We start from the raw sequence: 19,730 nt of genomic DNA on the forward strand, positions 1-19,730 counted from the left end.
AGGTGGTGTCGATGCCCGCGATCAGCAGCAGCGCGATCGTGCCCGCCACGTGCCCGGCCTCCAGCTTGTGGCCGTACAGCTCGGCCTCGACCAGGTACGTCGTGAGGTCGTCGCGCGGGTGGGCCACGTGGTCGCGGATCTGGTCCAGCAGGTAGTCGAAGAGCCGTCCCATGTTGGCGGTCCGCTGCTCGGGCGGCAGGTTGACGCCTTCGAGGGCGTTCTCGATGAACTCGCGGAAGCGCGGGCCGTCCTCGGGCGGGAAGCCCAGCATGTCGGCGATCACCCGCATCGGGATGTGCTGGGCGTAGTCGCGGGCCGCGTCCACGACGTCCTGGCCCTCCAGGCCGTCGATCAGCTCGTGGCAGAGCGCCCGCGTCGACTCCTCCCGCCTGGCGACCGCCGTCTTGGTGAAGGCGGGCAGCAGCAGCTTGCGCGCGTCGTGGTGGAAGGGCGGGTCGGAGGAGATCGGCGGCGTGCCGCCCACGGGCGCGCTCTCCCGCGGCGGCCGGAAGTTGCTCATGATGATCGAGCGTGAGGAGAACCGCTCGGTGTCGTAGGCGACGGCCGCGACGTCCTCGTAGCGGGTGGGCAGCCAGCCGCCGCCGAACCGGTCGGTGTGCGCGATCGGGCAGCGCCGCCGCAGGTCGTCCTGGATCGGGTACGGGTCGGCGGCCCACTCCGGCTCCAGGTGGGAGAAGTCGGTGGCCCAGTCCGAGACCGGGCCGGTGACGATCTCGCTGCGGGTGCCGATCTCCTCGTCGTCGCCGGGCTCGCCGAAGCCCTTGACGAAGCGCTCGTCCACGCTCATGTCACGCCTCCCCGAGCAGGTCGATCGCCCGCTCCGGGCAGTTGGAGACGGCCAGCCGCGCCGTGCGCTCCTGGCCGGGCGGCACCTCGCCGTCGCGCAGGACCGTTCCGTAACCTTCGTCGTCCTCGCCGAACAGGTCGGGGGCGAGGTCGTAGCAGCGGCCATGTCCCTGGCAGCGCTCGGGGTCGATCTGTACTCTCACGGCGTTCCTTCGTGCGGTGGGGCGGGGGAGAGGGCGGCGACGACGCGGATGAGCAGCCTGGCCCACTCCTCCTCGTCCACCTGGTGGGGGTCCGGGGCGATGAGCGCGCTGCCCATCGCGAGCAGGAGGCAGAAATGGGCGATCGCCTCCGGTGACAGCGCGTGGTCCAGCTCGCCGCCGTCCTGGCCGGCGCGGACCAGGCCGGCCAGCCGGCGGGCGCGCTCGCCGACGTAGTCGCGCATGGGGAGGGCCACGTCCTCGTCGCGGCGGGCGGCGACCAGCGCCTCGACGATGAGGTCGCCGCCGGCGTCCAGGGGGCGGGGGAGCCGGCGGCCGACGGCGACGAGCAGGTCGGCGACCGGCCGATCGGGGTCGTCGGCGAACAGGCCGGCCAGCAGCCGCCGCCCGTGCGCGCCCAGCGCGGCCACGAGCAGGCCGGCCTTGGAACCGAAGTGGGCGTACAGGGCGCCGTTGCTCACCCCGGCGGCGGCGGCGATGTCGGCGACGCGGGTGCCGTCGTAGCCGCGCCTGGCGAAGACGTCCGCGGCGGCGCGCAGCAGGCGTTCCCGCGTCTCGGCGGCGGTGACGCCGGCGATACGTCCCATGGACGAATTAAAAGATCGTTCATTTCATACGTCAAGAGCGGCCCCTCATCCCGTGATCGGTGCCTTCACCACCAGCACCTCCTCTCCCGCCGCGCCGCTCAGCCGGACCGACAGCTCCCACACCCCGGCCATCGGGAACAGCTCGCCCTCGGCCAGATAACGGCCCGGCTGCCGCGGATCGGCGACGATCTCCGGGGTGGCGTGGCCCATGCCGGGCATCACCGTCGACAGCGCCACCGTGTGCGGGTCGCCGGCGGTCACCCGCACCTCGGCCGTGACGCGGCCCGTCGTCGGCCTCGGGATCAGGACCGTGACGGCGTACCGTTCGCCGGTGCTGGTGAGGGTGAGCGGGCCGGGCGCCGAGCCGCGCACGTACAGGAACACCGCCAGGGCCGCCGCGAGCAGGGCGGCGACGGCCAGGATCCGCCTCATCCGAGAGCCTCCGCGACCTCGACGGTAAAGGGCACGGTCACGATCCGGTCGCCGGCCGCGTACTGCGCCCAGGCCAGGTAGCGGCCCGGCGCCGGGAAGCTGAACGTGAAGCGCAGCCGCGGCGCGGGCGCGCCCATCTCGTGCACGTGGCCGAGGAACGCGCCGTCCTGGCTGCGCACGATCAGGTGCCCCGACATGCCCAGCCACTGCCGCGGCGTGACCCCGAGAGCCACCTCGATCGCCGCCGGACGCCCCGCGACCGGCACGGACGGCCGCACCACCGGCGTGCCCCCCGTCGCGGCCGGTACGGGCGGCGGGGCGGCCACCGCGTGCCCGGCGACCCGGAACTCGCCGTCGAGCAGCTGGCCGCCGGAGTCCTCGCGTTCGAGCTCCGCGTAGGCCAGGAACCGGCCCGGCCGGTCGGCGCGCAGCCGGACCTCCAGCCGTCCCGGCGCGGTGCGCAGCGGGTGCAGGTGCCGGAAGTAGGCGCCGTCCTCGCTGGTGACCACCAGGTGGGCGAGCGCCTCGTGGTGCAGGACGAGGTCGTCCACCGGATGCCCGGTCGAGCCGTCGGTGAGGTCGAGGCGCAGCGTGAACTCCTCGCCGGCCGCCGGACGGGCCGGGACGGTCGTCACCCGTCCCCGCGCGAAGGGCCGTCCGAGGGCCGGCGCGCTGACCGCCGGCGCGGCGCCGTCCGGCAGTGGAGGTGGGAGGGAAGGCTCGAACACCACGACCATCGCGGCCACCGTCACCGCGGCCGCCGCGCCCCCGGCCAGCAGCATCGCCGGGGTCCTGCGCGACAGCGCCCCGGTGAGCAGGCCGCCCACCAGCAGCAGCCCGGCGACCAGCAGGCCGCCGTAGATCAGGAACTCGCCCGCGGAGCCGCGGTCCACCAGGACGCGGAACGGCAGCACGGCGACCTGGTCCCCCGCCGTCAGCCTGAGCTCGTGCGGCCCGGTGCGCTCGACCGTGAGCTTGACGTACCGGGGAGTGGCGGACGGCTGCGCGGTGCCCGTCACCTTGTGGCCGTCCTCGACCGAGCGCACCTCCAGGCCGATCGGCGGCCCGGTCGCCGGCTCGTAGGCGATCACACCGATCAGCAGCGGCCCCGGCACCCGCGACGTGCCCTTGATCACGACCGTGAGCTCGGCGCCGGCGATGGTCTGGGCGAAGCGCAGGTCCGCACCGGCCGTGACGTTGTGGGCCGCGGCCGGGGCGGCGCCCGCGAGCAGGAGTACGGCGACGAGACAGAGGACCCGGAGCGGCCGGATCATGCCCGTCCGGCGTCGGCCGCGTCCGCGGGGAGCGCGTTCGGCAGGAACAGCGCCCCGAGCGCCAGGCCGATCAGCCCGGCCACCACCGGCGCGCCGGTCCACAGCTCGGGCACCGCGGGCAGGCCGCCCCCGGCCGCCGAGGCGACCCCGATGTAGAGCGACCAGGTGACGAAGGCCGACAGCCCGGCGAAGGCCCAGTAGGCGCCCCGCCGCGCGCCGGACGGACGCAGCAGGCGGATCAGCACGTCGCTGGCCAGGCCCGCGGCGACGAACGTGAGCAGGGTCGGCGCGTTCTCGAACGCCGTCTGCGCACCCGGCATCAGGACGGCGATCGTGTACATGACGGTCACCGCGCCGAACGGCAGGTTCCAGCGCCGGGCCACCAGCAGCACCGGGGCGAGCAGGACGACGTTGCTGATGACCATGGAGGTGGCCAGATGCTCGGCGCCCGGCCCGTCCACACTGGAGAACGCCTCGACGATGCGCGCGGACCGGTACTGCAGGGCGTCGCCGTACGACAGGAACAGCGAGACCAGCGTGGCCGCGAACGCGAGCCCGGCCAGCGCCGGGAACAGCCGCCGGAGCGAGGGCCGGACGCCCACGTCGGGGGCGTTCCAGGCCGACCGCAGCGGCGTGGTGATGATGAGCAGCATGGTCACGATCAGCCCCAGGTGCGACGGGCTGAACAGGATGTCGACGCTGGTCTCGATGCCGAGCACGGTGTGCCAGGTCATGTCGGCCAGCCCGAAGAGCGCGAACGCCGGGATGGCGACCAGCCCGGCCAGATAACCCTGGGGAACGGCCGCGACTCCCTGCCGGCCGAGCCGCACGTTGCGGAACACCTGCCAGATGATCCAGCCGGACACCGCCGCGAACCCGGAGTAGAACGCCGCGTGCCACGGCGTGAAGAACGTCTCCAGGTCGCTGCGATTGCTGTGCGCCCAGGCGTCGATCATCAGTCCGACGCCGAACCAGACCCCCAGCAGCGCCGTGACGAGATCCGCCCGGAGCGGGACCCATCCGCGCGGCTCCCCAGAGTCCGCAAGTAATCGCCGTACGCCCGCGTTGGCCTCTGCCACTTCGCGTCTCCCTTCTTCCATGATCGAATACTTCCAGAAGCCGCGAGGTGGCGGAAAGCCCAAGATCACCATCACCGAGCGGCCCGGGCCACCGCCCGTGGCCGCCAGTCTCGCCGACGGCCGCCGGATGTGCGCGACGGCCGGGGTCTCACGGAGAAGCCGGGCGCTGCCCGGCCACCACCAGGTGCAGCCCGTGGGGGAGCGGCTCGGTGCGGGCGACGTGCAGCCCAGCGGCCCCCAGCAGGCTCTCGACCTCGGTCAGCGTGCGTTCCTGGCCGCCGCTGAACAGCGTGAGCATCTTCATGTCCAGCGCGACCGCCGACGTGGGCGAGCGGTGCGGGTCGTCGTCGAGGACGGCGTCCACGATCCACAGCTCGGCGCGGCCGTCCATCAGGGCCGCGAGCCGCGCCAGCAGCTTGGCGGCCTGCTCGTCGGGGTAGTTGTGCAGGATGTTGCCCAGCAGGTACAGGCCCGCCCGGGGCAGCGGGTCGGTGAACATGTCGCCCTCGGCCACCGTGATGCCCGCCCGCCCGTCCAGGTGACGGCGGGCCTGGGCGGCCACCTCGGGCAGCTCGAACAGCACGCCGCGCAGCCGCGGGTGGGCCGCCAGGATCGTGGCCAGGACGATGCCGGTGCCGCCGCCGATGTCGGCGACCGCGTCCACGCCGGTCACGTCCTGCTCGGCGAGCGCGCGGGCCACGGTGACGCTGCGGGTGGCCATGAACTCGTTGAACAGGGCGCCGGCCGCGGGCCGGGCGCTCAGCCAGGCGTAGGGGGAGTCCACCTGGTGCAGCTCCAGCGCGGCGGGCTCGCCCCTGGTGATCGTCCGGTGCAGCAGGTCGGCCGAGTCGCGCCACAGCTCCTCGCCCCACATCAGCGCGGCGGGGGCCAGCGAGTCGTCCCGGCCGCTGGTGAGCAGGTCGCCCTCGCCGGTGAGCAGGTAGCGGCCGCGGGCGTCCCGCTCGACCAGCCGCAGGTGCTCCAGCGCCCGCAGCAGGCGGCCCAGCAGCAGCTCGTCGGGACGGCCGGTGCCGCCCGCGGAGATCTCGTCGGCCAGCTCGTGCACGGCGCACGGCCCGGCGGCCAGCAGGTCGAAGACCGACAGCCGCAGGGCGGCGCGGACGGCGGCGTACAGGATGAAGTCGTCGATCAGGCGCAGCACCCGCGCCCGCTCCGGCGTCTCGCTCATGGGTTCCCCTTCCCCGACTCCCAGGCCGGCCGGACGATCATGCTCTCGGCCCGCAGCGGCGCGGGCAGGTAACCGAACCTCACCATGGTGTCCACCACCGACTGCAGCCCCTCGGGCTCCAGCGCGGCGGGGAACGTGCCGAGCGTGATCGTCGGCAGCACCTCACGCGGGATCTTCGTGTACGTGCCCAGCACCCCGGTGACCAGCCTCCGGTCCCGCGCGTCGAGCTGGGCGTGCGCCATGGCCCGCTGGAACCCGGCGACGGCCCGGGGATGCGCGGCCGCGTACGAGGCGGTCGTGGCCCACCCCGCGATCGGCCACCCGGCGGGGACGTTCGCCATGGCGTCGCCCAGCGACCGGCCGCCCTGCCGGCGGTAGGCGGTGATGAACGGCTCGGTCATCCACGCCACGTCCACCGCGTGCGCGGCCAGCGCGGCCGGCATGTCGGGCAGGGGGATCTCCTTGAACGCGACGTCGTCCGCGGGCACCCCGGCCGCCGCGAGCACGGTCTCGGCGCTCAGCGTGCCGACCGAGCGCAGCGTGGCCACCGCGATACTCTTCTTCGCGCCGCCGGAGCGCCGCAGGTCGCGCGGGCTGCTGATCGGGCTGCCGGGCGCCACGAAGAGCTGGAACGCGCCCGGCGCGGCGTGGTAGGCGTCGGCGACCAGCTTCAGCCGCCCCGGCTCACGCCGCTGGTACAGGACCGCCGTCACGTAGTTGACCAGCCCGAACTCCAGGGCGCCGCCCCTCATCCGGTCGATCGCCGGGCCGCCGCCCTGCACGGTCACCGGCTCGGCCGACAACCCCTCGGCCGCGAAGTAGCCGCGGTCGCGGGCGAGGTAGACCAGCGCGCTGTCGGGGATCGGGATGACGCCGATCCTGATCTTCTCCGGCGGCGCGCCCGACCCGGTCGCCCGCGGGCCGCCGGGCGCGGCCCCGCCGCAGGCCGCGACCAGGGCGGCCAGGGCGGCGAGCAGGAACAGCAGCAGGGGACGTAATCGTCTCACGGTTCTCCCTTCGAGGTCCGCCGCCGGCCCTCGCTCCCGCTGGCGGCCTGAACACAGGTCGGAACCAACGTCCTTGAGTGCACCATCGGGAGGCCCGCCTTGCAACGCCCGGTCAGAACGGGATGGCCGCCGTGTCAGAAGCGCGCCCGGCTGTTGACCCCGGGTCCGGAACACCGTCCGGGAGAAATATTCGCCTCGCGCGGAGCGGCCTGGCCTGGCTGATCGTCTTCGAGGGTGTCAACGACATCGGCGTCGCCCGCGCCCCGGCGGCCCCCCGCAACCTGCTGCCCGCCTACGACGTGGGAGACCACCTGCACCTGAACCCGGCGGGGTACAAGGCGCTGGCCGAGGCCGTGCCGGCCGGGCCGCTGCGCCGGCCGGGGTGAGCGTCGTCTTCCGCGGTCCGGACGGATGAGAAGATCGAGAGTGCTCCGAATCGCAGAAGCAGTACTCGCGAGATTACCGGCGCCGCTGCAGGCGCTCGTGCTGAGGCACCGTGAACTGCTGAAGTTCGCGGTGGTCGGCGGAGCGACGTTCGTGGTGGACAACGCGGTGTTCTACGGGCTGAAGCTGACCGTCCTGGAACCGAAGCCGGTGACCGCGAAGATCATCGCGGTGCTCGTGGCGACGATCGTGTCCTACGTGCTCAACCGCGAGTGGTCGTTCCGGCTCAGGGGCGGTCGCGAGCGCCGTCATGAGGCGGGGCTGTTCTTCCTGGTCAGCGGCATCGGTCTGGTGCTCAGCTCGGCGCCGCTGTGGATCTCCCGGTACGTGTTCCGCCTGGAGGTCCCCGACGTGAGCGTGGCGGCCCAGGAGATCGCCGACTTCGTGAGCGCGCAGCTGGTCGGCACGCTGATCGCCATGGTGTTCCGCTTCTGGGCGCTGCGGAAGTGGGTCTTCCCCGACGAGAAGACCCACCCCGTCGGCGTGCGGCCGGCTGCCGTCCCCCGGTACCACGGACGGCGCACCCTGCCGGTGGCCAAGCGCAAGCCCCGCAGGTCCGGCGTCCGGCAGGGTCAGCGATAGGAAGGGTCAGCGGTAGGCGGCGGCCTGGAGGGTGTAGAGGTCGGCGTAGAGGCCGTTGAGCGCCATCAGCGCCTCATGGTCGCCCTGCTCGGTGACCTTGCCGTGGTCGAGGACGTAGATCCGGTCGGCGTACCGCACGCTGGCCAGGCGGTGGGTGATGAGCAGGACGGTGCGGCCCTCGGAGTGGTCGCGGATGCGCTCGAACAGGGCGTGCTCGGCGCGGGCGTCGAGTGCCGCCGTGGGCTCGTCGCAGATGAGCAGGTCGGCGTCGCGGTGGAAGCCCCGGGCCACCGCGATGCGCTGCCACTGGCCGCCGGACAGCTCGCAGCCGTCCTTGAAGCGGCGGTCGAGCAGCGTGCGGTAGCCGTGCGGCAGGCCCGCGACCACCTCGTCGGCGCCGGCGACCGAGGCGGCCGCGACCAGGGCGGGCTCGCCCTTGTCGGTGCCCATGGTGATGTTGTAGCGGGCGGTGAGCGGCCAGCGGGTGTGGTCCTGGGCGATGACGGCCGTGCGCAGGCGCAGGTCGTCGGGGGGCACGTCGGCCAGGTCGACGTCGTCCCATGAGACGGTGCCGGTGTCGGGCTCGTACAGGCCGGACAGGATCTTGGCCAGGGTGGTCTTGCCGGAGCCGTTCTCGCCCACGAACGCGATGACCTCGCCGCGCTTGATCTCGACCGTCACCCCGCGCAGCGCCGGCTGGTCGGCGCCCGGGTAGGTGAACGTCACGTCGTCGGCCACGATGCGCTCGAACCCCTCGGGCACGGCCGCGGAGCGGGAGCCGGGCACGCGGCGCTCGGCGTCGGCGCAGAACTGGAGGAAGTCGGTGAAGTAGAGGCCGTCCTCGTAGAGGCGGTTGGTGGCGTACAGGAGGTTGGCCAGCGAGGACTGGCCGGTCCTGATGGCCAGCACCGCGGTGCCCGCGACCGCGAGCGGGATGGCCGCCACGGCCAGCAGCACGCCCAGCGCGACGTAGACCAGCGCGGTGCCGAGGCCGCCCAGGGCCTCGCCGACCAGGCCGGCCAGGGTCTGGCGCCTGGCCAGGGTGAGCAGCACCTCCTGCTCGGCCCTGGCGACGGCGTCGTACATGCGCAGCAGGAAGCCGCGCATGGTGAACGAGCGCACCTCGGCGGCCGGCTCGCGGTCGGCCAGCAGCTCGGCGATGATCCACTTGCGCCGGCGGGCGGGGATGAGGGAGTACATCGTCGAGTAGCGCATACGGGCGCCGCGCACGGTGGCCCACGCGTCGGGCAGCACGGCCAGCAGCAGCAGCGGCAGCAGCACCGGGTGGAGCACGCCGAGCACACCGGCCGCCGCCGCGATGCCGACGGTCGCGGTGACGACGTTGATGGCCGAGCCGACCACCGCGCTCGCCACGCTGACGCCGCGGATGTTGGCGCGTTCGAGGCTGTCGTGGAACTCCGGGTCGTCGTAGGCGACCAGCTCCACCTGGCTGGTCAGGCCGTAGAGGCGTTCCTCGGTGTGGCGGGAGATCTGCGGGGTCAGGCGTGACTGCGCCCAGCCCGCGCCGGCCTGCACCACAGTGCGCAGCACGGCGGCCGCGCCGACCAGGACGAGGCTGGGCAGGGCGGCCAGCACGCGGTCGGGGGTCGGGCCCTCGCTGAACAGGGCGCTCAGCACGCCGGTGGTGGCCAGCAGGCCGAAGGCGGTGAAGACGCCGCCGAGGAGGTTGAGCGCGATGGTGGCCACGGTGTCGCGGGGGCCGGCCCGCCAGGACATGCGCATCGCCTGGGTCACGAGCGAAGGCAGGCGCCTGGCGATGGTCAGGAAGCCGACCTCGGCCATCTTGTCGTTGTGGGCGTACCAGTCGGAGACGGTGATCTCACCGAGTTCCAGAGGCTCATCGGGCATGCGCTGAGTGTGCGGGCGGGCACCGACGGTTTCCGCCGCTTCGCGCGGCCGAGTGACAGGACGGTGGCCCGTGCGCCACCCGCCTGTCCATGGCCCGCCAGGCAAAGACGCGCGGGCGGCGGCGTGTCCCGGTCGCCCCGGCGGGCGCGGGCACGATTTCATGTCCCCCGGTCACTCCACGTAACCAGAACGACACAGGGGACGGAATGCGAAGAATCACGGGGTTCGCGGTCGCGTGCGCGGTCGCCATGAGCGTCACCCAGCCCGCCTGGGCGGCCCCGCGGGAGGAGGTCCACATCACCCGGTACCTGGGGGAGCAGCGGCTGCCGTACCTGACGCAGTTCGACGGCACCACCGTCGGCGGGGTGTCGGGCATCGACCGCGACCCGCGCACCGGCGCCTGGTACCTGATCTCCGACGACCGCTGGCGCTACGGTCCCGCCCGCTTCTACACCGCCCGGCTGGACATCGACCGGGACTCGGGCGCGTTCACCGGCATCAGCCTGACCGGGGTGACCACGCTGACCAGGCGGGACGGCACCCCCTACCCCGGCTACGGCAAGCGCGGCTCGGCCGACCCCGAGGCCATCAGGTACGACCGCTGGTCCGGCCGCCTGCTGTGGGGCGACGAGGGCGACCGCCCGGACGCCGGCCACCCCGACCTGCCGCTGGCCGCCTCCGGCGTGCGCGCCGCCGACCTCCAGGGCCGGCACCTGGGCGACCTGCGCCTGCCGGGCAACCTGCGCCTGACCACCACCGAGCACGGCCCGCGGCGCAACGCCGGTTTCGAGGGCCTGGCCGTCACCGCCCGCCGGATCACCGCGATGACCGAGGGCCCGCGGTACGAGGACGGCGAGCCGTCCACGGTCGGGCACGGCGCGCCCGCCCGGCTCACCGTGTGGGACCGGCGCGGTGTCCCGCGCGGCCAGTACGTCTACCCCGTCGACGCGCTGCCGGCCGCGCCGGTGCCGCCCACCGGCGAGTCCGACAGCGGGGTCTCGGAGATCCTGCCCATCGACGACCACCGCTACCTGGCCCTGGAGCGCTCCTGGATCGAGGGCGTCGACTACAAGGTCAAGCTGTACGAGATCGACGTGACGGGCGCGACCAACGTGCTCAACCAGGACGACCTGAGCGCGGGGTACCGGCCGGTGAGCAAGCGGCTGGTCTACGACCTGGGCGACTTCCGGCCGCCGGTGCAGAACCTGGAGGCCATGTCGTGGGGGCCGCGCCTGGCCAGTGGGGAGTGCACGCTGGTGATCGGCTCGGACGACAACTTCAGCAGGAACGAGGTCAGCCAGTTCACGGCCTTCGCCGCCACGGGCTGCCCCTGACGCCCCGCCGCCGGTCCGGGACCGCGTAGGCGGGCCCGCCTCGCCGCCGGTCCGGCTCCGCGTGCGCGGGGCCGGGCCCGGACCGAGGGCGGCGGATATATACGAATTGGAATATTTTCCCGGGAAAGCATCATGACTACGCTCGACAGCCATGACTCTCCTGAAGCCCGCACGCCGGGCGGCCGCCGCTCTGGCGCTCGCGCTCGCCGCCGGCTTAACCGCGGCCGTCCCCGCGCACGCGCGCGAGGCGGCCCCGCCGTCCGCCGGCACCGTCCTGCGCGGGCTGGACCTCGACCGTGCCACCGTGCTCGACCTGCAACGCGCCATGGACCGCGGCCGCTTCGACGCGGTGACGCTGACCCGCTTCTACCTGGACCGCATCCGCGCGGTGGACCCGCTGCTGCACGCGGTCGTCCAGACCAACCCCGGCGCGCTGGGCGAGGCCGAGCGCAGCGACCGGCGTCGCCGCCGGGGCGCGCACGGGCCGCTGGAAGGCGTCCCGGTCCTGCTCAAGGACAACATCGACACCGCCGCGCCGCTCCGCACCACCGCCGGTTCGCAGGCGCTGCTCGGCGCCCGGCCGGCCGCGGAGGCGTTCCTCGTCCAGCGGTTGCGTGCGGCCGGCGCGGTGATCCTGGGCAAGGCCAACCTGTCGGAATGGGCGAACTTCCGCTCCAGCCCGTCCTCCAGCGGGTGGAGCGCGATCGGCGGACAGACCAACAACCCCTACGTCCTGGACCGCAACCCCTGCGGGTCGAGCAGCGGCTCGGCGGTCGCCGCCGCCGCCACCCTGGCCGCCGTCACCATCGGCACCGAGACCGACGGCTCGATCGTCTGCCCGGCCGGGATCAACGGCGTGGTCGGCATCAAGCCCACGCTCGGGCTGGTCAGCCGGGCCGGCGTGGTGCCGCTCTCGGCCCGGCAGGACACCGCCGGGCCGATCACCAGGAACCTCACCGACGCCGCCGCCGTGCTCTCGGTCATCCAGGGGCCGGACCCGCGCGACCCCGCGACCGTCCCGGGCGGCGACCGCGACTACCTCAAGGCCCTGCGTCCCGGCGCGCTGAACGGCGCCCGCGTCGGCGTGTGGCGCTCGGTCGCGGGCGACAACCAGGAGGTGCGCGCCGCCCTGGACGCCACCGTCGCCACCCTCCGGGCCCGCGGCGCGACCGTGGTGGACGTCGAGCTGGAGGGCATGGACCAGGCCGGCGAGGCCGAGTTCCCGGCGCTGCTGACCGAGTTCAAGCACGACCTGAACGCCTACCTGGCCGCCACCCCCGGACGGCACCCCGCCGACCTGGCCGGGCTGATCGACTTCAACCGGCGGCACGCCGGGACCGAGCTGCGGTACTTCGGCCAGGAGATCTTCGAGCAGGCCCAGGCCACCACCGGCGACCTGGACGACCCCGCCTACCGCGCCCTCCGCGACAAGGCCACCACGCTGGCCCGCCGCGCGATCGACTCGGCGATGGTCGACGGCCGCCTCGACGCGCTGCTCGCCCCCACCAACCACGCGGCCTGGCTGACCGACCTGACCAAGGGCGACGACTTCACCGGCTTCGTCTCCTCCTCCGCGCCCTCGGCGATCTCCGGCTACCCGGCGGTCACCGTCCCGGCCGGGTACGCCAGGGACGTCCTGCCGCTCGGCGTCACCTTCTTCGGCGGGCGTTTCTCCGAGCCGTCCCTGATCGCCCTCGGATACGCCTTCGAGCAGGCCGCTCAGGTCCGCAAACCGCCGCGGTACCTGCGCACCCTGCCCTGAGCGGCCCGGCGGCGGGCTACGGTAGGGGCGACGGTCACGACGGGAGGGAGGCGAGGTGCGCACCAGGCTGCCCGCCGCGCTGCTTCTCGTCCTGTCATGGCTGCTTCCGGTCACGGGCCACGCCCAGGTCGCCGCCCAGGCCGTCACACAGGTCGTCACACAGGTCACGGCGATCCAGGCGGCGGCCGACCGGCCCGCCGTCGCCAAGCTCGGCTCCACACCGCCGCCGCCTCCGCTCGCGCAGGTCAGGCAGGCGGGGCACGACCAGGCCGGGCCCGGCGGGCAGGCGTCGCCCGCCGCGGCCCCGGCCCGGCTGCTCCACGTCTGGTCGGCCGTCGTACGGCGGCCCGTCCTGCGCGCCGCCGCCGACCGCCCCAGGGGCGCGGCGGCGGCCCGCGCGCCTCCCTCCACGGTGCTCTGAAGATCCCTCTTCCGCACACCTGAGCCTGTGGAGGCCTCATGTCACGTGCGCCCATGTGGCGCGCGCTGGCGGCGTTCGCCGTCATCGCGACCTCGATCATCCTGTCCCTCACCGCCACGCCACGCCTCGGCCTCGACCTGCGCGGCGGTACCCAGCTCGTCTTCGAGGCCAGAGACTCCCCGACGGTCAAGGCCGACTCCTCGGCCACCGACCGCGCCCTCGACGTGCTCCGCCGCCGGGCGGACGCGCTGGGGGTCGTCGATCCCACCCTGGCCCGCTCCGGCGAGAAGCGGATCATCGTCGAGCTGCCCGGCGTGCTCGACCCGAGCAAGGCGGCCGAGGTCATCGGCCGCACCGCCCAGCTCGCCTTCCACCCGGTCACCGGCCCCGGCAAGGCCGGGGACGCCACCGCGCTGCCCGACGAGAGCGGGAGCCCGCTCGCGCTCGGCCCGGTGGCGATCAGCGGCGACGGCGTCAGCGACGCCACCGAGCGCAGCGACCCGCAGCGCGGGCCCGGCTGGTCGGTCACGGTCGACTTCCGCGACGCCGACGCCTGGCAGCGGATGACCGGCGCGGCCGCCTGCCAGCCGGCGGGCGACCCGAAGCGGCGCGTCGCCATCGTGCTCGACAAGAAGATCATCTCTTCGCCGCAGCTCGACCCGTCCGTGCCGTGCGGCGCCGGCATCCCCGGCGGCAACACCGAGATCACCGGGTCCTTCACCCACGAGGAGGCCCGCGACCTGGCCGTGCTGATCAAGGGCGGCGCGCTGCCCGTGCCGCTCGACCTGGTCGAGCAGCGGACGGTCGGCCCCACGCTGGGCGCCGACGCCATCGAGGCCAGCGTCAAGGCCGCGATCGCCGGGCTGGTGCTGACCGCCCTGTTCATCATCGTGATCTACCGCCTGTCCGGCCTGCTCGCCGCCATCGCGCTCACCTGCTACGGCCTGATCTCCTACGCCGCGCTGGTCGCGATGGGCGCGACGTTCACGCTGCCCGGACTGGCCGGGTTCGTGCTGGCCATCGGCATGGCGGTCGACGCCAACGTGCTCGTCTTCGAACGCGCCAGGGAGGAGTACGGCCTGGCTCCGGCCCGCGGGCTCGCCCCGGCCCTGAACCGGGGGTTCAAGAACGCCTGGAGCGCCATCGCCGACTCCAACGTCACCACGCTCATCGCCGCCGCGCTGCTGTTCGGGCTGGCCTCCGGGCCGGTCAAGGGGTTCGGCGTGACGCTGGCGATCGGCGTGCTGGCCTCGCTGGTGTCGGCCATGCTGATCACCCGCGTGCTGACCCAGGCCGTCATCGGCCGGATCGGGCCGCGCCTGTCGGGCCTGGGCTCACCGGGCGCCGTCCGGACGTGGCTGGCCCGCCGGAACCCCCAGCTCATGAAGGCCAGGAAGTTGTGGCTGGCGGTCGCGGGCGGCCTGGTCGTCGCGGCGCTGGCCGGGCTGTTCACCCGCGGCCTGGACTTCGGGGTCGAGTTCACCGGCGGCCGGCTCGTGGAGTTCGGCACCTCCAGGCCGGTCGAGGCCGACACGGCCAGGCGGCTCGTGAGCGAGGCCGGCTACCCGGGCGCGGTCGTGCAGACCGCCGCCGACGGCGTGACCGTGCGCGCCGGGCAGCTCGACCCGGCCAAGGTGCAGGCAGCGCTGGAGGGGCAGGGCGGCGAGGTGAGCAAGGTGCGCGACGAGTTCATCGGCCCCACGCTGGGCGAGGAGCTGCGCCGCAACGCCGTCATCGCGCTCGGCGTGGCCGTGGCGGCGCAGCTGCTCTACCTGGCGGTGCGCTTCTGGTGGACGTTCGGCACGGCGACCGTGCTGGCGCTGCTGGTGGACCTGGCCGTGGTGATCGGGCTGTTCGCCTGGTTCGGCAAGCCGGTGGACGGCGTGTTCCTCGCCGCGATGCTGACCGTGGTCGGCTACTCGGTCAACGACAAGGTGGTGGTGTTCGACCGGGTGCGCGAGTTGTGGGCCGCCCGCCGCACCGCGCCGCTGGCCGAGGCGGTGAACACGGCGATCCTGCAGACCGTGCCGCGGACCGTCAACACCGGGCTAGGCGCGCTGTTCGTGCTGGTCGCGCTGGCCGCCTTCGGCGGCGACTCGCTGCGTGACTTCGCGATCGCGCTGGTCACCGGCATCGTCGTGGGCACGCTGACGTCGTCGTTCGTGGCCGGCCCCGCGGCCATCGGCCTGGCCCGGTACGACCGCCGCCCGGCCCCCCAGCCGCCCGCGCCCAAGGCCGCCCGGCGGCCCCGCGAGGGCTCGGGAGCGGTGTTGTGACCGGCGCCGCGGGCCCGCCTCGCCACGGGCGGGCCCGCGGCGTCGCAGGTCAGAGCCGGGCGAGCCAGTCCAGGAGGATGGCGTTGACCTCGTCCGGGCGTTCCTGCTGGATCCAGTGGCCGCAGTCGTCCAGGAGGCGGGAGGAGACCAGGCCGGGCAGGGTGGTGGGGAAGGCGTCGATCGCGCCGGAGAGCCACCGGGTCGTGGCGTCCTGCGCGCCGCCGACGAACAGCGAGGGCTGGACGATCGGCGCGCCGTCGTGGGGCGCGAGGTCGGCCCAGTCGCGGTCCATGTTGCGGTAGCGGTTCAGCCCGCCGGTCAGGCCGGTGCGCTCGAACTCGGCGGCGTAGAAGTCGAGGTCGGCCTCGCTCAGCCAGCCGGGCAGCGTGCCGTGCGCCGGGAACCGGTCGCGCAGCCTGCCGCCCGGGGCCACGAACAGCGGGTGGGGCGCGTCCTCGCCCGGCATGGTGTCGGCGGACAGGGCCGCGTACGTGCCCGCCAGCCAGCCCCGGACGTCCGGCTCGATCTCGGCCTCGGCCCGGCCGGGCGTCTGGAAGTAGCTGACGTAGAACTCGTCCGTCCCGCCCATGGCGGCGAACGCCTCGGTGGGACGCGGCCCGCCGCGCGGCGTGTACGGCACGCTGAGCATGGCGACCGCGCGGAAGACGTCCGGCCGCAGCAGGGCGCTGTGGGCCGCGATCGAGGCGCCCCAGTCGTGGCCGACGATCATCGCGCTCCGCTCGCCCAGCGCCCGCACCACGGCCACGCCGTCCTCGACCAGCTCGGTCATCCGGTACGCGGCCACGTCCGCCGGCTTGGACGAGCGGCCGTAGCCGCGCACGTCGACCGCCACCGCCCGGTACCCGGCGGCGGCCAGCGCCGGGAGCTGGTGCCGCCAGGAGTACCAGGACTCGGGAAAGCCGTGCACCAGCAGCACCAGCGGCCCCTGCCCCGCCTCCACGAGATGCACGCGGCCGGCGGGGGAGGGCACCAGACGGTGGACGCCCTCGGCGACCGGGGTGGGCTGCGACATTGATCCTCCACGCACATGAGTCCGAACCTGTCACCAGGATCATGCGCGGCCCGTGCCGCCGCCCGCCAACTCCGTTGCCGTTTCGGCAAACCCTGCGCTAAAGGTCGGTGGCGATGATCTTCTCGATGTTCCGCTCGGCCAGCGCCGTGATGGTGACGAACGGGTTCACCGTGGTGTTGCCGGGGATCAGCGAGCCGTCGATGACGTACAGGCCGGGGTGGCCGGTCAGGCGGCCGTAGTTGTCGGTGGCCCTGTTCAGCACCGCGCCGCCGAGCGGGTGGTAGGTGAGGTGGTCGCCCCAGATCTTGTACACGCCGAACAGGTCGGTGCGGTAGATCGTCCCCTCCTTGGCGTTGATCTTGTCGAAGATCGTTTTCGCCATGTCGATGGACGTCTGCTTCCAGGCGGTCTGCCAGCTCAGGTCCACCTTGCCGGTCGCGGCGTTCCAGGAGAACTGGGCGCGGCGCGGGGTGTTGGTGATCGACAGGTAGAACGAGGCGTACGTCTCGATCCCGGTCGGCAGCGGCGCCACCTCGGCGAACGCGCCCCCGGCCGTCCAGTTGTCGATGCCCGCGCACGGGATGGCCGACTGCAGCTTGCCGGTCGGGTCCCACAGGTGGTTGGCCCGGCCGCACATGACGTTGCCGTTGTCGCCCCAGCCCTTGCCGATCTCGTCACCCAGCCCCGGCAGCGCGCCGGTGGCCTTCAGCCTGACCAGCAGCTTGCTCGTGCCGACGCTGCCCGCGGCGAAGAACACCCGGGCGGCCGTGACGGTCTTGGCGGCGGTGACCGAGCCGTCGGTGGCGAGCTGGTCGATCCGGACGGTGTAGCCGCCGCCCGCCGCCGGGGCGACCGAGGTGACCTGGTGCAGCGGCGAGATCGTCACCCTGCCGGTCGCGCGGGCCCGCGCCAGGTAGGTCTTCTGCAGGGACTTCTTGCCGTGGTTGTTGCCGTAGAGGATCTCGCCGGCCAGCGCCGACCGGGTGGCCGTGCCGGCCGCCTCCTGCTTCATGTAGTCCCAGTCGTACACGTCCGGGACGAAGGTGAACGGGAAGCCGGAGCGCTGGGCGTGCTTGCGGCCGACGCGGGCGTACTGGTAGCACGCGGTGGTGTCGAACCAGGCCGGGTCCACCAGGCCGACGCCGAGGCCGGAGTTGGCGCGCGGGTAGTAGACGCCGTACATCTCGTCGGCGTCCACCGACGGGAGCACGGCGGCGAAGTTCTCCCGCCTGGGCGTGACGGCCATGCCGCCGTTGACCAGCGAGCCGCCGCCGACGCCGCGGCCCTGGTAGACCGTGATGCCGGCGAACTCCTCGGCGTCCAGGATGCCGGTGTAGCGGGGGATGTCGCGGTCGATGGGGAAGCCGAGGAAGTAGTTGAGCGGCGCCTTGGTCCTGGTGCGCAGCCAGTACGAGCGATAGTCGGGCTCGCGCGTGTTGCAGAAGATCTTGCCGTCCGAGCCGGGCGTGTCCCAGGCCATGCCCATCTCGATCATGTGCACCTCGACGCCCGCCTGGGCCAGGCGCAGGGCGGCCACCGAGCCGCCGTACCCGGTGCCGATCACCAGGACGGGGACGCGGGCGCCGTCGGCGATCGGCCCGTCGGCGACGGCGGCAGTGGCGGCAGTGGCGGCGGCGGCGCGGCCGGGCAGTGCGGCGGCGCCCAGGAGGGAGGCGGTTCCGGCGATGAAGGTGCGGCGGCTGGTGTTCATGTCACGTGCCCTCGCTCGGTCGGTCTGACGCGGACTCGGTCGGTCTGACGGAGGGTGCCGGGCCGCCGGTCAGCATGCAGGCCGTGTCGAGGCCCAGCACGTGGTTGAGCCGGCCGAAGGCCCACCAGGAACCGATGCTCATGCTCAGTTCCACGATCTCGTTCTGGCTGTAGTGCTCGGTCATCCGGGACCAGAACTCCTCGTCGAGCCCGTGGTGGTCCAGGGCGTAGCGCTCGGCGTACTCGGCGGCGAGCCGGGTGCGCGCGTCGAAGGCGTCCGTGGCGCGCCAGTCCGCGACCGCGTCGGCGAAGCCGTCCTCGACCTTGACGCCGTCGCGCTCGGTGCGCCAGTCGAGGCAGAAGACGCATCCGTTGATCTGCGCGATCCGCAGCCGGGCCGCCTCGAACTCGCGCAGTCCCAGCGTGGTGTGGGCGTAGACGGCCATGGAGAACTTCGAGGCGGCGGTCCCGATGCCGGGGACCAGCTCGCCCCAGACGTACGCGATCGGGTCCTTGCCGCCGGGAACGTCGACGATCATGGGTGCTTCCTTCCGAGCCGGCCGGACGCGGGGCGCAGCGGGACGTCGAGCGCGTCGTACAGGCCGGGCGGGGCGGCGGCGAGCCAGTCGATGGCGTTCACCAGCCGGCCCGCCGCGGTGGCGTTCCCGCCCGCCGAACGGTTGCCGCCCTCGTCGGTGGCCTCGATCGTGACCTCGATCCGCGGGCGGCCCTCGACGATCACCCGGTGGGCGCCGTCGCCGCCGTCCGGGGGGAGCGGCCAGTCGGGGGCGCAGGCGGCGTGCACGCGGGTGACGTGCTCGATCACGATGCGCGGCTCGCCCTCGACGACGCCCTGCACCTCGAACCGCACCGCGCCCTGGGTGCCTGCCTCGAAGACGCCCATGCGGGCGGTGGTGACCGTACGGTCGAGCGCACGCCGCTCGACGACCTCGCGGATCTCCTCCAGGGTGACGCCGAGGGCCCGCGCCATCAGCCGTACCTGGCCGCCCCACACCATGGACGGGACCGTGGGCGCGATCATCGGCGGCTCGTAGTCCATGGGCTGGCCCATGCCGACCATGTACCGGACCGCGTCCGGGCGGTCGTAGCCGGAGTAGTCGAAGATCTCCTGGCAGCGGATGGCGTCCACGACCGAGCCGAGGCCGCTGAGCAGCAGGGGCAGCAGGTCGTTGCCCCAGCCGGGGTCGATGCCGGAGGCGAACAGGGAGCCGCCGCCCTCGGCGACGGCGGCCAGCACCTGCTCCCGCAGCTCGGGCGGTGCGCCGCGGTGGTCGTAGAGGGCGTACAGGGAGGGCGTGACGACGACGGCGCCGGCCCGGACGGCCCGCAGGACGTCGGCCAGGGCGTCGTCGGGACGCAGGTCGCCGGAGGCGGCGTACACGACGGCACGGGGACGCGCGGCCAGGACGGCGGCGGCGTCGTCCGTCGCGGTGACGCCGAGGTCGCGGCCGAGTCCGGCGAGCTCCCCGGCGTCGCGGCCGGCCTTGCCGGGGGAGTGCACGATGACGGCGGCGAGACTGAGGTCGGGATGGGCCTCCACGGCCCTGATGGCGGCGCGGCCGACGTTGCCGGTACCCCACACCACGGTGGACGTCATGGGCGGAGCGTAGCAAGCGCTTGGTTTGGTGTACAGGGCCCCGCGACCGGCCGGCCGCACGGACGTTCTCAGCCCTCGACGGCCT

The 19,730-nt window shown here is 73.7% G+C and carries 18 protein-coding genes and 1 pseudogene; 6 read left to right on the forward strand and 13 right to left on the reverse strand.

Annotation, left to right across the window (positions count from 1 at the left end; translation table 11 throughout):
* The 8 genes and pseudogenes from ABZ444_RS46315 to ABZ444_RS46350 form a co-directional block, all read right to left on the reverse strand.
* Positions 1 to 808, reverse strand: a pseudogene (locus ABZ444_RS46315) (cytochrome P450); the annotation flags it as partial.
* Position 809: 1 nt separating this feature from the next.
* Positions 810 to 1,010 carry a ferredoxin gene (locus tag ABZ444_RS46320; RefSeq protein ID WP_358010667.1) on the reverse strand — a complete coding sequence of 67 codons (201 nt, stop codon included), beginning with the start codon at positions 1,008 to 1,010 and terminating at the stop codon, positions 810 to 812.
* Complete coding sequence (locus ABZ444_RS46325; RefSeq protein ID WP_358010668.1) at positions 1,007 to 1,615, reverse strand: helix-turn-helix domain-containing protein; 609 nt, start codon at positions 1,613 to 1,615, stop codon at positions 1,007 to 1,009. Before ABZ444_RS46325 ends, ABZ444_RS46320 begins: the two co-directional genes overlap by 4 nt.
* A gap of 45 nt (positions 1,616 to 1,660) precedes the next feature.
* Positions 1,661 to 2,047 carry a hypothetical protein gene (locus ABZ444_RS46330; RefSeq protein WP_358010670.1) on the reverse strand — a complete coding sequence of 129 codons (387 nt, stop codon included), beginning with the start codon at positions 2,045 to 2,047 and terminating at the stop codon, positions 1,661 to 1,663.
* Positions 2,044 to 3,321 carry a hypothetical protein gene (locus ABZ444_RS46335; RefSeq protein ID WP_358010671.1) on the reverse strand — a complete coding sequence of 426 codons (1,278 nt, stop codon included), beginning with the start codon at positions 3,319 to 3,321 and terminating at the stop codon, positions 2,044 to 2,046. The genes ABZ444_RS46330 and ABZ444_RS46335 overlap by 4 nt, the downstream gene beginning before the upstream one ends.
* Positions 3,318 to 4,400 carry a hypothetical protein gene (locus ABZ444_RS46340; protein WP_358010673.1) on the reverse strand — a complete coding sequence of 361 codons (1,083 nt, stop codon included), beginning with the start codon at positions 4,398 to 4,400 and terminating at the stop codon, positions 3,318 to 3,320. The genes ABZ444_RS46335 and ABZ444_RS46340 overlap by 4 nt, the downstream gene beginning before the upstream one ends.
* A gap of 148 nt (positions 4,401 to 4,548) precedes the next feature.
* A complete protein-coding gene (locus ABZ444_RS46345) occupies positions 4,549 to 5,589 on the reverse strand; it encodes a methyltransferase (RefSeq protein ID WP_358010674.1) in 1,041 nt (346 codons plus the stop codon).
* A complete protein-coding gene (locus tag ABZ444_RS46350; RefSeq protein WP_358010676.1) occupies positions 5,586 to 6,596 on the reverse strand; it encodes an ABC transporter substrate-binding protein in 1,011 nt (336 codons plus the stop codon). Before ABZ444_RS46350 ends, ABZ444_RS46345 begins: the two co-directional genes overlap by 4 nt.
* Positions 6,597 to 6,727: 131 nt before the next feature.
* On the opposite strand from ABZ444_RS46350, the gene ABZ444_RS46355 reads away from it, so the two are divergent.
* Complete coding sequence (locus ABZ444_RS46355) at positions 6,728 to 6,982, forward strand: hypothetical protein (RefSeq protein WP_358010677.1); 255 nt, start codon at positions 6,728 to 6,730, stop codon at positions 6,980 to 6,982.
* Between the two features lie 97 nt (positions 6,983 to 7,079).
* Complete coding sequence (locus tag ABZ444_RS46360; RefSeq protein ID WP_358010678.1) at positions 7,080 to 7,622, forward strand: GtrA family protein; 543 nt, start codon at positions 7,080 to 7,082, stop codon at positions 7,620 to 7,622.
* 6 nt (positions 7,623 to 7,628) lie between these two features.
* Here the strand turns inward: ABZ444_RS46360 and ABZ444_RS46365 are convergent, their stop codons facing one another.
* Positions 7,629 to 9,491, reverse strand: a complete 1,863-nt coding sequence (locus ABZ444_RS46365) for an ABC transporter ATP-binding protein (RefSeq protein ID WP_358010679.1) — start codon at positions 9,489 to 9,491, stop codon at positions 7,629 to 7,631.
* Positions 9,492 to 9,697: 206 nt separating this feature from the next.
* Between ABZ444_RS46365 and ABZ444_RS46370 the strand changes: the two genes are divergently transcribed.
* The 4 genes from ABZ444_RS46370 to secD all read left to right on the forward strand — a co-directional run bounded on the left by ABZ444_RS46370 (position 9,698) and on the right by secD (position 15,284).
* Positions 9,698 to 10,825: an esterase-like activity of phytase family protein gene (locus tag ABZ444_RS46370; protein WP_358010680.1), complete on the forward strand. Its 1,128-nt coding sequence runs from the start codon at positions 9,698 to 9,700 to the stop codon at positions 10,823 to 10,825.
* Positions 10,826 to 10,976: 151 nt separating this feature from the next.
* On the forward strand, positions 10,977 to 12,587 hold the full coding sequence (locus tag ABZ444_RS46375) for an amidase (RefSeq protein WP_358010681.1): 1,611 nt from the start codon (positions 10,977 to 10,979) through the stop codon (positions 12,585 to 12,587).
* A 55-nt stretch (positions 12,588 to 12,642) separates the two neighbouring features.
* A complete protein-coding gene (locus ABZ444_RS46380; RefSeq protein WP_358010682.1) occupies positions 12,643 to 13,008 on the forward strand; it encodes a hypothetical protein in 366 nt (121 codons plus the stop codon).
* Positions 13,009 to 13,046: 38 nt separating this feature from the next.
* The gene (gene secD / locus ABZ444_RS46385) at positions 13,047 to 15,284 is read left to right on the forward strand and encodes a protein translocase subunit SecD (RefSeq protein ID WP_358010683.1); all 2,238 of its coding nucleotides are present in this window, start codon (positions 13,047 to 13,049) and stop codon (positions 15,282 to 15,284) included.
* A 49-nt stretch (positions 15,285 to 15,333) separates the two neighbouring features.
* Here the strand turns inward: secD and ABZ444_RS46390 are convergent, their stop codons facing one another.
* The 4 genes from ABZ444_RS46390 to ABZ444_RS46405 form a co-directional block, all read right to left on the reverse strand.
* On the reverse strand, positions 15,334 to 16,317 hold the full coding sequence (locus ABZ444_RS46390; protein WP_358010684.1) for an alpha/beta hydrolase: 984 nt from the start codon (positions 16,315 to 16,317) through the stop codon (positions 15,334 to 15,336).
* Between the two features lie 97 nt (positions 16,318 to 16,414).
* Complete coding sequence (locus ABZ444_RS46395; RefSeq protein WP_358010685.1) at positions 16,415 to 18,028, reverse strand: GMC oxidoreductase; 1,614 nt, start codon at positions 18,026 to 18,028, stop codon at positions 16,415 to 16,417.
* Position 18,029: 1 nt separating this feature from the next.
* On the reverse strand, positions 18,030 to 18,566 hold the full coding sequence (locus tag ABZ444_RS46400) for a carboxymuconolactone decarboxylase family protein (protein ID WP_352325308.1): 537 nt from the start codon (positions 18,564 to 18,566) through the stop codon (positions 18,030 to 18,032).
* Positions 18,563 to 19,645, reverse strand: coding sequence for a dihydrodipicolinate reductase (locus tag ABZ444_RS46405; RefSeq protein WP_358010687.1), 1,083 nt, complete (start codon positions 19,643 to 19,645; stop codon positions 18,563 to 18,565). The genes ABZ444_RS46400 and ABZ444_RS46405 overlap by 4 nt, the downstream gene beginning before the upstream one ends.
* Positions 19,646 to 19,730: the final 85 nt, after the last annotated feature.

The sequence above is a fragment of the Nonomuraea sp. NPDC005730 genome (assembly GCF_040630865.1).
Lineage (GTDB): Bacteria > Actinomycetota > Actinomycetes > Streptosporangiales > Streptosporangiaceae > Nonomuraea.

Coding starts and splice junctions, on each gene's coding strand:
- ABZ444_RS46325 (WP_358010668.1), bottom strand. CDS start 1,615: ATGGGACGTATCGCCGGCGTCACCGCCGCCGAGACGCGGGAACGCCTG.
- ABZ444_RS46330 (WP_358010670.1), bottom strand. CDS start 2,047: ATGAGGCGGATCCTGGCCGTCGCCGCCCTGCTCGCGGCGGCCCTGGCG.
- ABZ444_RS46335 (WP_358010671.1), bottom strand. CDS start 3,321: ATGATCCGGCCGCTCCGGGTCCTCTGTCTCGTCGCCGTACTCCTGCTC.
- ABZ444_RS46345 (WP_358010674.1), bottom strand. CDS start 5,589: ATGAGCGAGACGCCGGAGCGGGCGCGGGTGCTGCGCCTGATCGACGAC.
- ABZ444_RS46365 (WP_358010679.1), bottom strand. CDS start 9,491: ATGCCCGATGAGCCTCTGGAACTCGGTGAGATCACCGTCTCCGACTGG.
- ABZ444_RS46370 (WP_358010680.1), top strand. CDS start 9,698: ATGCGAAGAATCACGGGGTTCGCGGTCGCGTGCGCGGTCGCCATGAGC.
- ABZ444_RS46375 (WP_358010681.1), top strand. CDS start 10,977: ATGACTCTCCTGAAGCCCGCACGCCGGGCGGCCGCCGCTCTGGCGCTC.
- secD (WP_358010683.1), top strand. CDS start 13,047: ATGTCACGTGCGCCCATGTGGCGCGCGCTGGCGGCGTTCGCCGTCATC.
- ABZ444_RS46390 (WP_358010684.1), bottom strand. CDS start 16,317: ATGTCGCAGCCCACCCCGGTCGCCGAGGGCGTCCACCGTCTGGTGCCC.
- ABZ444_RS46395 (WP_358010685.1), bottom strand. CDS start 18,028: ATGAACACCAGCCGCCGCACCTTCATCGCCGGAACCGCCTCCCTCCTG.
- ABZ444_RS46400 (WP_352325308.1), bottom strand. CDS start 18,566: ATGATCGTCGACGTTCCCGGCGGCAAGGACCCGATCGCGTACGTCTGG.
- ABZ444_RS46405 (WP_358010687.1), bottom strand. CDS start 19,645: ATGACGTCCACCGTGGTGTGGGGTACCGGCAACGTCGGCCGCGCCGCC.